Source organism: Anaerobacillus sp. ABR4_321, assembly GCF_056158505.1.
In genome coordinates, this window is sequence record NZ_JBSWTK010000001.1 from 2,663,592 (window position 1) to 2,678,113 (window position 14,522).

Consider the following 14,522-nt stretch of genomic DNA (forward strand, 5'->3'; position numbering starts at 1 on the left):
AACTCCCTTAAATCTTTGTTATTGAATGATTATACATACACAAGAATATATATACAATAGGTTTTTAGATATTTTAAAAATTATTTTATAAACAATAAAAAAGCACGCCCCTCGATGAGGAGCGTGCTTCAATTTGTAGAAAACCTGACGTATGATGATCCCAATGACGTAGGAGCAAGAATACCTCATGCTTTCCTATGGACGAATGCCCGAGCATCAAAGGGGACAAAAACCGTCCCCTGCGTGTCTAGAACGCCCGTTGGACCACGGGAGTTATGAGGTATTCGCTCCTACTAAAAAACATTCAAACCATATATACTTTCCGAACGATTATTCTTACAAAACATATCAATTCAATTAACTTCTTAATTTGGATAATTAACCTTGCGAGAACGAGGTGCGGAAGACTTCTCGATTCAAGCGAGACGAGTGTGAGGTTGCTCACCGTCCATTGGAAAGGGGCGTTCGCAATTCACTCCTATTCCTTTAGACATACCTCTATAGAATTTATCAATAGCCTGAAGCACCCCCCCTCGAAAAGGAGCGTGCTCATGTTATTTTCTATCAAACTCGAAAGTTAGTTTCTTATCAGCCGCATTCCATACCAATGCAGCGTCAAAAGATCCTTTCTTGCCTTTTAACCCTTTTATTATATTCGATTTACCATCTTTAAGTATTTTCTTGGCATTTGTTTGTGAAACTTGTTTTCCAAGGATTCGTTTTGATAACGTAAATGGGCATTTGTTCTTGGAATAACCGCTACATCCATATAATTTCCCTTTATCAATAACATCCGCGCCACATAGTGGACACCTTCCAACCTTTTTTCCAAGAGCTTTCTTTGAAGTTGTCGAGGGTTCGATTGTAATTCCTTTTGTATCCCATGACTCTGAAGATCGAATCGCATCTTCTGTTAATTTTGCAGCTAGCTTCTTAACTGATTCCATGAAAGCTTGAGGTGAAGCGTGTCCACTTCCGATCTCTTTTAACCTCTGCTCCCATTTTGCAGTCATTTCTGGACTTGCAAGTACTGCTTCCCCGATCGAGTCGATGAGTAATATTCCTTTTTCCGTTGCTGAAACCTGGTTTTTGACGACTTCGATATATTTTCGATCTTTCAGCATCGTTATTATGCCCGCACGGGTGGCTTCCGTTCCAAGCCCTTCTGTGTCTTTAAGCACTTTTTCTAACGATTCATCTTCAAGATGTTTTCCTGCTGTTTTCATCATCGTAATGAGCTGACCCTCTGTAAATCGTTTTGGAGGCTGCGTTTTGCCCTCTACTACATCCATAGATAATACAATCCCAGCCTGCCCTTTGTCGATTTGAGGTAGAACTTCGTCTTTTTGCGTTGAGTTTATGACCTTATGCCATCCTTCTTGAACTTTCACTTGTCCCTTAGATACAAATTCTGCACGATCATCTACTAAAGTCGTTAATGTCGTATAATCGACGATTGCGACATCTTCATGTGCAGCGAGTAAGCTTCTTGCGATAAGGTCATAGATTTTTGACTCCTCACCAGATAGCTTTTCTAGTTTAGGAACCTGCTCCGTTGGAATGATCGCGTAGTGATCACTCACTTTTGAGGCATTCACATATCGCTTATCGTTCATGATGGATTGTTTTGCTAATGGAAAAAACTCTTTATATGCGTCTTGCTTCTGGAGTTTAGAGAGAATTGACGGAAATTCTGCAGCTTCCTCTGTCGTTACAAAACTCGAATCACTTCGCGGGTACGATATCATCCCTTTTGTGTAAAGTTTCTGTGCGATATCGAGTGTTTTTTTCGGTGAGAACTTATACTTCTTGTTCGCTGCAGATTGGAGTGACGATAACTGAAATAGATAAGGAGGTTTATATTGTTTCCTTTCTTTTTTTACATCACTGGCCCGGCATGGTTTATTGAGACAAAAAGAGGCGATCGCATTAGCCATCTCCGGAGTATCGATTCTCGTCTTATCTTCTTTTATCCACTTTCCGACTACCTTTTGACCATTGTAATTGAATGTCCCTTTAACTTCCCAAAACGGTTCAGATTTGAAGTTTGCGATCTCTTTTTCACGCTTAACAACTAAAGCTAAAGTTGGCGTTTGAACTCTTCCAGCTGAAAAGACATCCTGGATTCCTTTCTGTTTAAATAAAAGTGTGTATGCCCTCGATGCGTTGATTCCAACGACCCAGTCTGCGCAAGAACGTGCATAAGCTTCGAAATACAAGTTCCGTGTATCACTTTCACTCCGTAAAGTTCTAAACCCTTCTTTAACAGCTTTTTCCGTTAAAGATGATATCCATAGTCGCTTCATCGGTTTTTTGCTGCGAACCTGATTCAAGATCGTCCTCACGATCAACTCACCTTCGCGACCGGCATCACCTGCATGAATAATGGATCCTACGTCTTTCCTATGTACGATGTCTTTTATGACATTGAATTGCTTCCATTTACTTTTTGTAACTTGATATTGAAATTGCTCTGGAATCATCGGTAAAGTCTGTAACGACCATTGCTTCCATTCTGACTTATAGGTTTCAGGAGGGACTAATTCGCAGAGATGTCCTACTGCCCACGTTACATAAGCACCACCCGGAAAATCAGGTGTAGGTTTAATGTAGATGTATCCTTGTTTTTTTTCAGAGGGATAAGGAGCGGCTAATCTTGAGCCTTGGTCTGGCTTTTCCGCAATAATACATACTGCTTCCAATCTAAACATCCCTTCTTCTTCATGAAATCTTTCCTTATCTCAGTATAGCTTACCACGTAATCGTTGTGGGCATAAAAAAACTGCTGGAACGCCAGCAGCATTTTTAACACCAGCCTAAATCACAATCGAACACGAATTGTTTAATGTCTTCTGGTTCTTTTTCTAAAACATAGATGCGGTGATCTTCAACAACATATGAAGCATCTACTTGATAAACAGCTGTTTTGATATTGAGTTCACCAATTTTCACTTTATTTCTATAAAGATCGATGTTACCTTTATTAAGTTTTCCTGTAACAAAACTTGTGACCTCAATTCTTTTCATCCCATATCCCTCTTTTCTAATAAATATGACCTTAAACAAAAGTCGTCTTTGATATAATGAAGAAATGATACGAGAAAGGGAGGGTAACGTTGGAACAACAGCATGACTTCGAAAGACGCAGCACGGTACATAACAAACGAAATAAAATAGGAGTTTTTCTTTCTAAATTAAAAGTTCATATCAACACCTTTATTAGTCGAACGTGGAAAGGAGCATCCTACGGTGCATTGTTCATGACGATGTTCCTCATCTTTTCGATAGGTTTTGATTTCCATACTGGACTCGGTAAAGGAATCGATATACTCATCTTCTCCCTCCTTAGTGTTTTAGGTACGTTTGCCACTTTCTTTATCGTGAGACTCATAATGAGGTTTATCATCAAACTACCGGTGTTCTTTATATCCGCTGCAATCGTTTCGGTTGGAGTGATCATTTATACTCTCGATCAATTTAAAGCTTTTGAAAATATCCTTCCACTTGCTTATTTTCTTGCTGGTGCTGGCCTACTCATCGGTGGATTATTTGGTTATCCACTGGTCCATGGATTTAAGAGACCTTCTTCTATTTTTATGCTCGCGCTCGGCACCCTAATAACTGGAATGGTCTTCTACTGGCTTTTCACTCCAGGAATTGTTGAAGAACGGTTAGATGTTCAGCAGGAATCTTTTTCACCAGTAAGTGAAAATCCGTCTCTAACAGGACCTTACAATATTAAGACGTTTACATATGGAAGCGGAACTGATAAACACAGAGATGTGTTTAGAGAGAACGTCGATATTGAAACATCCTCTGTTAATGGGTCAGCACTAATTGGAGAATGGTCTTCAATACGTGAATGGTTTTGGGGGTTTTCTGATACGAACCTTCCACTAAACGGCAGAGTATGGATGCCTGACGATAAAGGGAAATTCCCTCTCGTCTTAATCGTCCATGGCAATCATAAAATGGAAGAATTCTCAGATGAAGGGTATAGCTATTTAGGAGAACTGCTTGCAAGTAGAGGGTTCATAACTGTCTCTGTAGACGAGAATTTTTTGAATTCATCATGGTCAGGTGGATTAGGGGGCGATATTAACGGAAGAGCATGGCTTCTCCTCGAACATCTAAAAGAAATTGAGAAGCTTTCTGAAGAAGAGGGAACGCCATTTTATAAGAAAGTGGACTTTGAAAGAATTGCATTGACTGGTCATTCAAGAGGAGGTCAGGCTGCAATTTTAGCTGCGAAGTTCAATCGCTTAGATCGCTATCCAAATAACGCCTACAAGTCGTTTGACTATCAATACAATATACAAAGCGTTATTGCGATCGCTCCGACTGACTATCATACGTTAGCTGATCGAAAAATTGAATTGAACGATGTAAATTACTTAATTCTGCATGGATCATATGATAGTGACCTGTCTGAATTTGAGGGAGATCGACAATTCAATGGCATCGAGTTAACAGGTAGTGAAGATGTGATCAAGTCTGCACTCTACATCGACCGAGCTAACCATGGTCAGTTTAATACAACTTGGGGTGATAACGATACTTACTTTCCATTCACTCTTTTATTGAACAAACAGCCTTTGATCAGCGGAGAGGAACAGATGCAGATTGCAAAAACATACGTTTCTGGATTTTTAGAAGCTACCTTGAATAACGACAACTCCTACCGACCTATGCTGGAAGATTACCGCTATGCGTTAGATTGGCTCCCTTCAACAACGTACATTAGTAAATATGAAGATACTTCTTATCATATTTTTAGTACATTCGAAGAGGATGTTGATGTCAATACAGCTTCGACCCCTTATATTGAATTGCAAGGAAACGGCCTATTGCAATGGTATGAAGGTGAATTAGACTATAGAAGAAATAAAGTGAGAGATAATCACGGCGTTTACCTTAAATGGAATCACGACTACTCTAGGAATGGTTCATACAAGCTTTCGTTTACCAAAGCGTTAGAAGATCCTTACGCGTTTAAGAAAGATAGCTCCTTAACGTTTGCAGCGGCGAATGTATCTGAAGTAGAAGAAGAAGTTTTTGTGGATTTCACAATAACAGCCACATCTGAAAACGGTGAATCTGCTAGTGTCAAATTGAGCGATGTGATGAGTATGCATCCTGTGCTACCGATTCAGCACACAAAAACGAAGTTCTATGAAGAAGCGCGATTCGGAGCCCTTACCGAACCGGTCCTTCAAACGTTCAACATACCGATGAGTACATTTATTGAACAAAACAACACGTTTGAACCAGATACCCTTACCTCCATAACATTTCAATTTGATCAATCAGAAAGAGGAAAAATATTCTTAGATCACATTGGCGTTAACCGATAATAAAATATAAGAGGCTTCCCACAAAGGGAAAGCCTCTTTTTTAAATTATGAAATTTTACAAGAAGACTGTCCACGCTTTGCTAAGTAGCTCTGATGGTACTCCTCTGCTTTATAAAAATTCGTTGCAGGAACAATTTGAGTTACGATTGGCTTCTTAAAACGTTTTGCTTCAGTAAGCTCGTTCAGTGCAAGTTCTGCTGAAGTCTTTTGCGAATCTGAGTTATAAAAAATAGCGGAACGATACCTAGTACCCACATCTTCACCCTGACGGTTCAAAGATGTGGGATTATGATTATCAAAGAAAACTTGGAGCAGTTCCTCATACGTAATAATCGCTGGATTATATTCGATAAGCACCGCTTCAGCATGACCAGTAAGTTCTTTATATACTTCTTCATAAGAAGGATCGATCGTACTTCCACCTGTAAATCCTACTGAAGTAGACACGACACCATTCAGCTGCTGAAATAGTGCTTCTACTCCCCAAAAACATCCTGCTGCAAATACCGCTTTTTCCATTCTTTCCACTCCATTTCTCCAAGTGTTGTTGCTATTTTGAACAGCTTTCTCTGTATATACCTTCTCGAGCTCACTCAGAGTTAACATGTAAAGCTGTTTGCCTTGTTCCTTATAGATACCTTTTCCTAGAAGATGGTTGATTATCATTTGTTTTTTGTCTGACGTTTTCTGCAATTCCTTTCACTCCTTGAAGTAGTTTGTATGATGAGGAGTGCATATAAAAAACCCTCATCTGCCCGAACAGAAGAGGGTTTGGATTTACCGATCGCCTCTTCTTATTTTCCGACTTTCGCCGCAGGAATTGGCACGGTGCTCCCGTATAACATTTATAGGAATCCGTTGCCGAGGTATCAAAGGGCCAGTCCCTCCACCTCTCTGAATAAGAAGATCCTTGAAAAGGATTATTAAGTTAATGACAATATTAAAGGTTGTAACAGTAGGTGTCAATAGAAAAGCTTGCATTAGTGTGCTAAACGAACAAAGAAATTAAAAAATATCCGATTGCTGATACGCTAGCACCGATCAGTGCAGGTTTTAGCTTAAAGGAAGCATAAGCCATCGTGTTCAACTTAAGTATCTTGGCTATTGTATTCGTATTATCGCTAAGTGGTGACGAAAAAGCACCGAACGTTCCACTAGCAAACACAGCACCGATCACGAGTGGCAATGAAGTTCCTGTGGTAGCACCGAGAGAGACTCCTAAAGGCATAAGAATTCCCCAAGTCCCCCATGAAGAGCCAATGAAGTATGAAATGAATGCCCCCACCAGGAATAACACCGGTGGCACGAATAATGCAGGAATCCAGTTTAAGTTCTTCGTTACAAACTGAGAAAATCCTAATGCTTCAGCAGAAGAAGCAAGTCCCCAAACAATCGTTAGTAATACGATGACAGACATCATATCATTACCGCCTTCAATAAAGAACGTGACAAGGTTTTTTAATGAGAACCTCTGAAATAAATAAAATAGAAACGTTAACAAAACGGTTGTCATTAGAGCGAAGACCATCGCATCTAATACATCTGCTTCGATGAATGCCTGTACTGGGCTTTTGAACCCTTTCTCATACCCACTCCAATATGTGATTAAAAGCGTTAGGAAAATTACTCCTCCTAGTGGCAGCAAAAGGTTCATAGGTTTTGCCGGAAGATCTTTTGAAACAACAGGATGACAATCTTCCCATTTGTCATCGATTTCTTTCTCCATATTCCCAGCATCAGTAGCCGGGATCTTCGTATGATGAAAGAAACTTAAATAAAATCCGATGATAAGAATCGATATTGAGAAAAAATTGTACGGAATGCTTTGCAAAAACAATCTGTAGCCATCTCCCTCAAGACCCTGTCCTCTTAAAGAAAGGTCGACAACAGAGGACATATATCCAACGAACGCAGTCGCAATCGGCATTAGAACAATTACTGGAGTTGCTGTGGTTTCAATCACAAAGCCAAGTTCCTGAGGGGTCATCTTCACTTTTTTCAAGAGTGCTTTCATAATCGGGGCAACCGTAACGATGCGAAAGCTCGGAGCACTAAACGTCCCGAGCGTTGATAACCATGTTAAAAATAACGCTCCCTTTTTCGAAGTGATTTTTCCAGAAGCGAATCGAACGAAGCCTTTTATTCCACCAGTATATTTCATCATTCCGATGAGACCAGTAAACATGTATAAAAAGATGATGATTTTAATGTTGCTCTCATCTTTTAAACCACTCATAATAAATTGATAAAACTGCTCGAGTCCTTCTATAGGTTGAGGCTTATGTATGAATGAAGCTGTTAGCAACCCTGCTGTTAACCCAGGTATAACGAGTTTCGTCTTCATCGCTACGAGAATCATGACCAAGAACGGTACGATCGAAAGCCAATCCATTTTTCACTCCCCCTTTCCGGTTAGTTTGTGCTCGGAAAAGGGTGCTATACTAAAAACCGGAGTAAATTCTCCGGCTACGACTGACGAAGCAAATTTGTTTTTTTGAGTTGCGCAATTGAAGACGCGCCAATTCCAAACATAGCAGTTTGTAGTTCGAACTGAATTCGTCTCAGCTGGTCTAATAACGCTTCTTCACTGTCGTCTACTGCGCTATGAAGAAGTGCTCGGCCAAACCCTGCAAGATCAGCCCCCAAGGCAATACTTTTGGCGGCATCAACACCGTTTTTAAGACCGCCACTTGCAATGATCGGCGCGTGTGGGAGTTCATTTCGAACTTCGATCAAACATTCAGCGGTAGCGTTCCCCCAACTTTGAAACGCTTCAGCTGCTTGTTCTCTCATACTCTGATGTGAACGATAGCTCTCGACCTTAATCCATGATGTTCCACCTGCACCAGCTACATCAATAAAGCCTACTCCGCTTTCTACCAACCGCCTTGCAGTATCTCCATCGATTCCCATTCCTACTTCTTTAATCCCTACGGGAACATCGAGTGCCTTCGCGACACTTTCAATTTTAGGCAATAGTTCTTTAAAATTGGTATCTCCTTCAGGCTGAAACACTTCTTGAAGCGGATTTACGTGAAGAATAAGACCATCTGCATCAACAAGCTCGATTGCTTTCTTACATTCATCAATAGTGAATCCATAGTTTAACTGAACAGCTCCAATATTTGCGAAGATGGGGATCGTAGGAGCGTATTTCCTTACTTCGAAAGAATAAGCTGATCGGTCTTCTTGAATCGCTGCCCGCATTGATCCTACACCGAGAGCCCATCCTTCTCTTTCAGCTGATTTCGCGAGCCGCTTGTTGATCTCCCATGCCCTTTTCGTACCACCAGTCATCGAACTGATCAAAAAAGGCGAAGATACTTTTTTACCTAGAAATGAAGTTGAGAGATCGATCTCATCAAATGCAATCTCAGGCAGAGCTTGGTGTTTAAATCTAAACTTCTCGAGTCCGGTTGTAATTCCTTGGCCTTCTACTTCTTCAGTAAGACATATATCGATATGTTCATTCTTTCGTTTTTCTGTAAGATCATGTTCCATAGGTTTCAACGGTAGACCTCCTACGTTGTTCTTTTTTCTTTAATTTAGGTAAAAGTAGTTCAAGTCTGTTCCGATTGTACCGTTGAATCATGATGAAAGGGATATTTACAACGAGTGCATACCCGACCATAATCCAACCTACTAGAGGCGGGTTCCAGAAGAAAAATGATAGTGAAGGCGGTATTAGAATCCAGTGATTGATTTCCGCTCGTTTCGTTTCAACAATGAACTTGCTAACGTACGCAACCGTAAGCGCTTTAAGTTCTTTTTTTCTAAAGCCCCCTCTGAAAACGCCACCACCATCCGGTAAAATCGTTTTCCAATACTTGATTTTCAAACTTTCATATAAACTAGCTTCAAAGCTTTTTATACGATTCCTTACTATGAAGGACTCATAGAAGGAATCAGGGACTCTCAAACAGAAATAAGAGATACAAACATGTATGGCAAGCCACGCAAAAACGTTAGTTACGATCAAACCGGCAATCGATAGATGAAATACTTGCATGGGCTACCCAACTTTCATTATTTGTTTACAGTCTTTCATTTAAGGTAATAGTTCAGTCATACGTTTTAGAGCAGAGAACACACCAAGACTGTCATCTTACTTTCACAAAGGTTATACTTACACTATACAGCCGCATGTGAAAAAAGTCGACGTATAGACCTTATTTACACTGAGGAGGAGAAAAGTATGGGAAAAAAAGCAATTGTAATCGGTGCAGGACTAGGTGGATTATCTGCAGCCATTCGCTTAGCCGCAGATGGTCATGATGTAACGGTACTCGAAAGAAATGAACGACCAGGCGGGAAACTTAACAAACGTTCTGGAAAAGGCTTTTCCTTCGATACAGGACCTTCCATTCTCACGATGCCATGGGTTTTAGAAAGACTGTTTAAAAGTGCTGATCGAAATGTAAGTGATTATATGAAGATTACACGTATTGAGCCTCAGTGGAGAACGTTTTTTGAGGATGGTGCTGAGATCGATGTAACGAGTGATTTAGCAGTTATGCTTTCAGAGGTACATAAACAATCAGAGAAAGATTATTCGAACTTCCTATCTTATTTAGATTATTGCAAATCGATGTTTGACCTGAGCTTAAAAAGCTTTTATAGCAAGAGCCTTTCTGGAATACAAGATATGCAAAAGCTTCACTCGTTTAAGGACTTGCTCGCAATGGATCCAATGAAATCGATGAATCAGGCAACAGAAAAGTATTTAAAAGACAAGCATCTTCGTCAACTGTTCAACTTCTTTGTCATGTACATCGGGTCATCTCCATACCATTCTCCTGCAATTTTATCACAGCTAGTCTATGTGCAACTTGGGCTCGGAATCTATTACGTCGAGGGTGGCATGTATAACATTGCCAAAGGGATGTTGAAACTCCTAGAAGAGTTAGATGTTGATGTTGAAGTGAACACAGAAGTTACTCAAATCATGACAAAGGATAAGAAAGCGGTTGGCGTGAGATTATCTAGTGGTCATGTGATGGAAGCAGATTTGATCGTTAGTAACCTTGAGGGCATTCCAGCTCACGATACTTTATTGAAGCAAGAACCTGGTGCTGACAAAGTGAAGCAAGAACTGAAGAAGTACACTCCTACTGTATCAGGTCTCGTCCTACTACTTGGTGTCAATAAGACGTTCGATCAGCTTCAACACCATAACTTCTTCTTCTCAGAAGATCCTAAGCGTGAGTTTCAGCAAATTTTCGACGAGGGTGTTCCGGCTGATGATCCAACAGTATACATTGGTATTTCTTCTAAATCGGATCCTTCGCAAGCACCTGATGGGAAAGAAAATCTTTTCGTGTTGACTCATGTTCCTCCACTTCAAGCCGGAGAGAGTTTTGAAGAATACCGAGGGAGATACCGAGAAACTGTTCTCGACAAACTAGAACGTATGGGAATGGAAGGTCTCAGGGAATCGATCGAATTTGAATATCAATTTATTCCTGATGACATCCGTGAATTATATGGTTCAAACGGTGGTTCGATCTACGGGGTTGCGACTGATCGCAAAGTCAACGGCGGCTTCAAGATTCCTTCTAGAAGCTCCCTTGTAGAGAACCTCTACTTTGTCGGTGGATCGACTCACCCTGGTGGAGGCGTACCGATGGTAACATTATCAGGTCAGCTAACAGCTGATTTAATCGCTGAAGACCTTAAACTATCTGAAGAACAAACTGGCTAAGAAGGGATCTTCATTACATGCTCAAACTAGATAAAATCGTCTTTAATTTATTTCTATTTTGGTATGGATGTGGAATCTTCCTCGTTGGATTCGACATCCTACCCCCATTTCTTGAATGGGCAAATGCTTTCTTCCTCATTCTTTGTGGCGTGTTAGCTACATTTTATTTTATTCGAACGTTCGGTAAGACTCTAGGAACGTCGATCAGCATCTTCATATTTATCATGAGCATGGCAGCGGAATCACTTGGTGTTCATTACGGATGGATCTTTGGTCAATACAACTATTCAGGAGACTTTGGCTATAAAATCGCTGAGGTTCCGATCGGAATTGGATTTGCATGGGTGATGGTCGTAGCTGTTACCCATGTTCTTTCTGCTCAGTTTTTGAAGAAGATGAATGACTCACTACTAAAATGGTTTGCATATTCCCTAATAGGAGCAGTTATTGCAGTTCTGATCGATTTGATAATCGATCCTGTTGCATACCTTGTGAAGGGTTACTGGGGTTGGGAAGGAGACAGTTTTTATTATCAAGTTCCGTTACAAAATTTTTCGGGATGGTTTTTTGTTTCTTTCTTCTTTCATGTCCTGCTATATCCCGTTTATATCAGGATTTCTCCACAATCTCAAGAAAGTTTCTTATTTTGGAAGCATCGTATGGTCGCCCTATTTGGAATGGTGATGGGCTTCTTTATTTTCTTAGGCATTCTAGATCAGCTCTGGTTAGCTGTAACGATTACTGGTATACCTACTTATGCTTTCTTGTATGCATATCGAAAAAGTATAAAAAACTTTGAGCTGTCTTCTTCTGAAAAGGTGATCGTCTAATGTTGATTAGTTATATTCTCATACTAGCGAGCTTCCTTCTATGGACTATCATAAATTCACTGTTCATGCCAAGTCTGCGTAACGAAAAAGCAACCAGGGATAAGGAGGAACTCGTTTCCGTCCTTATCCCTCTTCGTAATGAAGAAGAGAATGTAGTCGATCTTATCACGAATTTAAAAGCGCTCACTTATCCCAACATTGAAGTACTAGTATTAAATGATAACTCTGAGGATCATACGTTACCTCTACTCACCGAACATACAAAACGTGATGATCGGTTCACGATACTTGAGGGTGAAGAACTGCCTCCTTCCTGGAATGGTAAAGTGTTTGCATGTCACCAACTAAGTGAACGAGCTAAAGGGAGCTACCTACTTTTTATCGATGCTGATATGCGTCTACATAAGGACACGATTCAAGCATCGCTCGAAATGCTTAGGAGAACGAAGGCATCTATGCTATCTGGATTTCCCGCTTTTCCAGTATCATTATTATTAGAGAAATTACTCGTACCCCTTCAGCATTTCGTCGTTAACTTCCATCTGCCCCTTTTACCAGCAAACCATACAACAAGACCAGCATTTACTGCTGCTCATGGGGCATTTATCTTAGTCGATCATAAGGCTTACAAGCGTATCGGTGGACATCGCTCCATCCAAAACAGTTTAATCGACGACGTTCACCTATCACGTACATTTAAGGTAAATGGATATCGCTCGATTTTAGCGAACGTTACCAAATTTACAACATGCTATATGTATCGTTCTAACAAAGATGTGTGGGAAGGGTTTACAAAAAACTTGTTTCCAGGACTCGGTCGGTCTCGTTTGCTTGTTAGTATTCTATTTCTCTTTTACGGCTGTTTTTACTTCTTGCCTGCCGTACTGCTGATCATAGGGGTTGTAAGCTATACGATAGGTGAGCCAATGTACTCTCTTTTCATTCCTTACATATTGATCACGCTCCAAAAAGCCTGGGTCGATTGGAAAACCAATCAGTCCATTCTACTCTCATTCATGATGCCGATTAGTTCACTAGCATTTATGTGTCTTCTGATCAATTCGATGATGAAAGGGATAAAACAAAAAGGATATGTTTGGAAAGGAAGAACCTACTCATGAAACAAATTGCAATCGTAGGTGCAGGACTGGCAGGACTTGCTGCATCGATTAAATTAGCAAGTGAAGGATACAAAGTCGATGTGTATGAAAAAAACGGATACGCTGGCGGCAAGATGATGCCGGTATCGTTAGGAACATACCATTTTGATTTCGGTCCCAATACGATGACGATGCCTGAAGTCTTTGATTCCGTATTTGAAGAAGCCGGTGTTGACCCAAGGAATTACTTTGAATGGATAAAAATTGAACGGCACACTAGAAACATTGATCATGATGGCAGTTCATTCATGATGAGTACAGATCCACAAGATATGGTCGACCAGTTTGAAAAGCTAGATTCATATGCAGCTAAAAACTATCAAACATATCTTAAGGAAGTCGATCGATTATACCGACTATCAAAATCGTCATTTTTCCCGAGGATGTTTCTTTCTTGGAAGGACTACTTGTCCCCTTCCCTTTTTCAATCCATGCTAAAGGTAAGACCTTTAGAGAAAATGAATCATTTTCATGAACGATATTTTAAACACCCTCTAATCTTAAAAGCGTTCAATCGCTATGCAACCTATATAGGTTCATCACCTTTTTTATCACCCGCAACGTTTGCGATGATTGGATATTTAGAAATGGTACAAGGCGTATATTATGTGAAAGGTGGAAACACCTCACTTGCACGCGGGATGGAAAAACTAGCATCAGAACTAGGGGTTACAATTCATTTGGAAACCCCAGTGAAGACAGTACATGTTAGTAATGGTCGAGCAGAAATGATTGAAACGGTTGACGGTAAGGTGCAAAAGACAGAAGAAGTCATCATCAACGGTGATCTATTAGAAGTTTACCCTTCTCTCGTCAAAGAGTCTGAGCGACCATCATTTCGAGACTCAAGAATTCAAAGCGTATCCCCTTCTATTTCCGCTTTTGTCATAATGGTAGGGCTGTCTTCAAGACTTGATTTAGTACACCACCAAGTGTATTTCTCAGAAGACTACCAAAAAGAATTCAAAGAGTTGTTTAACGGAATATGGCCTGAAGATCCTACAGTTTATATTTCAAATTCTTCTCATTCAGATCCTGATGTTTCGCCTGATGGTGATAACCTCTTCATTCTAGTTAATGCACCGCCTCTTTCTAATCATAATGAGATGCCTGAAGAAGCGTACAAAGAACGGATCTATGACAAACTTGAAAAACATGGGCTTCCTATTCGAAAACTAAAAGTAGTTGAGAAAGTTATCGGTCCATCTCAAATCAAGGACCGCTTTAATGCTTATCGAGGAGCTTTATATGGTATATCCTCCAACACTCTCCGAAATAGCTTTTTACGTCCTTCAAACCGTTCAAAAGACATAAAGAACGTCTATTTCGCAGGTGGAAGCACTCATCCTGGTGGTGGATCACCTATGGTCGTCATCAGCGGAAATAATGTTGCGAATCATATCATATCGAAACACGAAAAAAAAGACTCTAGAGTGTCTTACAACTAAAAAAGCATGGAGGCGCCGACGCTTCCATG

General features: G+C 40.3%; 11 protein-coding genes and 1 riboswitch. Of the genes, 5 read left to right on the plus strand and 6 right to left on the minus strand.

Annotation, left to right across the window (positions count from 1 at the left end):
• Window positions 1-554: 554 nt before the first annotated feature.
• Together ACXADT_RS13815 and ACXADT_RS13820 are read right to left on the minus strand one after the other, a co-directional pair.
• A complete protein-coding gene (locus ACXADT_RS13815) occupies window positions 555-2,711 on the minus strand; it encodes a DNA topoisomerase III (protein ID WP_474831639.1) in 2,157 nt (718 codons plus the stop codon).
• 94 nt (window positions 2,712-2,805) lie between these two features.
• Complete coding sequence (locus tag ACXADT_RS13820) at window positions 2,806-3,027, minus strand: DUF2553 family protein (protein WP_270182106.1); 222 nt, start codon at window positions 3,025-3,027, stop codon at window positions 2,806-2,808.
• An 89-nt stretch (window positions 3,028-3,116) separates the two neighbouring features.
• Here ACXADT_RS13820 and ACXADT_RS13825 point away from each other — a divergent pair, with 89 nt between their 5' ends.
• The gene (locus ACXADT_RS13825; protein ID WP_474831641.1) at window positions 3,117-5,354 is read left to right on the plus strand and encodes an alpha/beta hydrolase family protein; all 2,238 of its coding nucleotides are present in this window, start codon (window positions 3,117-3,119) and stop codon (window positions 5,352-5,354) included.
• 45 nt (window positions 5,355-5,399) lie between these two features.
• On the opposite strand, the gene msrA is transcribed toward ACXADT_RS13825, so the two are convergent.
• From msrA to ACXADT_RS13845, 4 genes are all read right to left on the minus strand, one after another.
• Complete coding sequence (gene msrA, locus ACXADT_RS13830) at window positions 5,400-6,047, minus strand: peptide-methionine (S)-S-oxide reductase MsrA (protein WP_270182104.1); 648 nt, start codon at window positions 6,045-6,047, stop codon at window positions 5,400-5,402.
• Between the two features lie 98 nt (window positions 6,048-6,145).
• A riboswitch (SAM riboswitch) is annotated at window positions 6,146-6,259 on the minus strand.
• Window positions 6,260-6,342: 83 nt separating this feature from the next.
• On the minus strand, window positions 6,343-7,746 hold the full coding sequence (locus ACXADT_RS13835; RefSeq protein ID WP_474831643.1) for a Na+/H+ antiporter NhaC family protein: 1,404 nt from the start codon (window positions 7,744-7,746) through the stop codon (window positions 6,343-6,345).
• A 74-nt stretch (window positions 7,747-7,820) separates the two neighbouring features.
• Window positions 7,821-8,855, minus strand: a complete 1,035-nt coding sequence (gene fni / locus ACXADT_RS13840; RefSeq protein ID WP_474834547.1) for a type 2 isopentenyl-diphosphate Delta-isomerase — start codon at window positions 8,853-8,855, stop codon at window positions 7,821-7,823.
• A complete protein-coding gene (locus ACXADT_RS13845) occupies window positions 8,845-9,363 on the minus strand; it encodes a glycosyl-4,4'-diaponeurosporenoate acyltransferase CrtO family protein (RefSeq protein ID WP_474831644.1) in 519 nt (172 codons plus the stop codon). Before ACXADT_RS13845 ends, fni begins: the two co-directional genes overlap by 11 nt.
• Before the next feature lie 186 nt (window positions 9,364-9,549).
• On the opposite strand from ACXADT_RS13845, the gene ACXADT_RS13850 reads away from it, so the two are divergent.
• From ACXADT_RS13850 to ACXADT_RS13865, 4 genes are read left to right on the plus strand one after another with little or no spacing between them, the layout of a single operon-like run.
• Window positions 9,550-11,055, plus strand: a complete 1,506-nt coding sequence (locus ACXADT_RS13850) for a phytoene desaturase family protein (RefSeq protein ID WP_474831646.1) — start codon at window positions 9,550-9,552, stop codon at window positions 11,053-11,055.
• Window positions 11,056-11,072: 17 nt separating this feature from the next.
• Window positions 11,073-11,885 (plus strand): carotenoid biosynthesis protein, encoded by an 813-nt coding sequence (locus tag ACXADT_RS13855; RefSeq protein WP_474831647.1) that lies wholly within the window; start codon window positions 11,073-11,075, stop codon window positions 11,883-11,885.
• The gene (locus ACXADT_RS13860; protein WP_474831649.1) at window positions 11,885-13,006 is read left to right on the plus strand and encodes a glycosyltransferase family 2 protein; all 1,122 of its coding nucleotides are present in this window, start codon (window positions 11,885-11,887) and stop codon (window positions 13,004-13,006) included. Before ACXADT_RS13855 ends, ACXADT_RS13860 begins: the two co-directional genes overlap by 1 nt.
• Window positions 13,003-14,493, plus strand: coding sequence for a phytoene desaturase family protein (locus ACXADT_RS13865; RefSeq protein WP_474831651.1), 1,491 nt, complete (start codon window positions 13,003-13,005; stop codon window positions 14,491-14,493). The genes ACXADT_RS13860 and ACXADT_RS13865 overlap by 4 nt, the downstream gene beginning before the upstream one ends.
• The last annotated feature ends 29 nt before the right edge of the window (window positions 14,494-14,522 follow it).

Coding starts and splice junctions, on each gene's coding strand:
- ACXADT_RS13835 (WP_474831643.1), bottom strand. CDS start 7,746: ATGGATTGGCTTTCGATCGTACCGTTCTTGGTCATGATTCTCGTAGCG.
- ACXADT_RS13850 (WP_474831646.1), top strand. CDS start 9,550: ATGGGAAAAAAAGCAATTGTAATCGGTGCAGGACTAGGTGGATTATCT.
- fni (WP_474834547.1), bottom strand. CDS start 8,855: ATGGAACATGATCTTACAGAAAAACGAAAGAATGAACATATCGATATA.
- ACXADT_RS13845 (WP_474831644.1), bottom strand. CDS start 9,363: ATGCAAGTATTTCATCTATCGATTGCCGGTTTGATCGTAACTAACGTT.
- ACXADT_RS13860 (WP_474831649.1), top strand. CDS start 11,885: ATGTTGATTAGTTATATTCTCATACTAGCGAGCTTCCTTCTATGGACT.
- ACXADT_RS13820 (WP_270182106.1), bottom strand. CDS start 3,027: ATGAAAAGAATTGAGGTCACAAGTTTTGTTACAGGAAAACTTAATAAA.
- ACXADT_RS13855 (WP_474831647.1), top strand. CDS start 11,073: ATGCTCAAACTAGATAAAATCGTCTTTAATTTATTTCTATTTTGGTAT.
- ACXADT_RS13815 (WP_474831639.1), bottom strand. CDS start 2,711: ATGTTTAGATTGGAAGCAGTATGTATTATTGCGGAAAAGCCAGACCAA.
- ACXADT_RS13865 (WP_474831651.1), top strand. CDS start 13,003: ATGAAACAAATTGCAATCGTAGGTGCAGGACTGGCAGGACTTGCTGCA.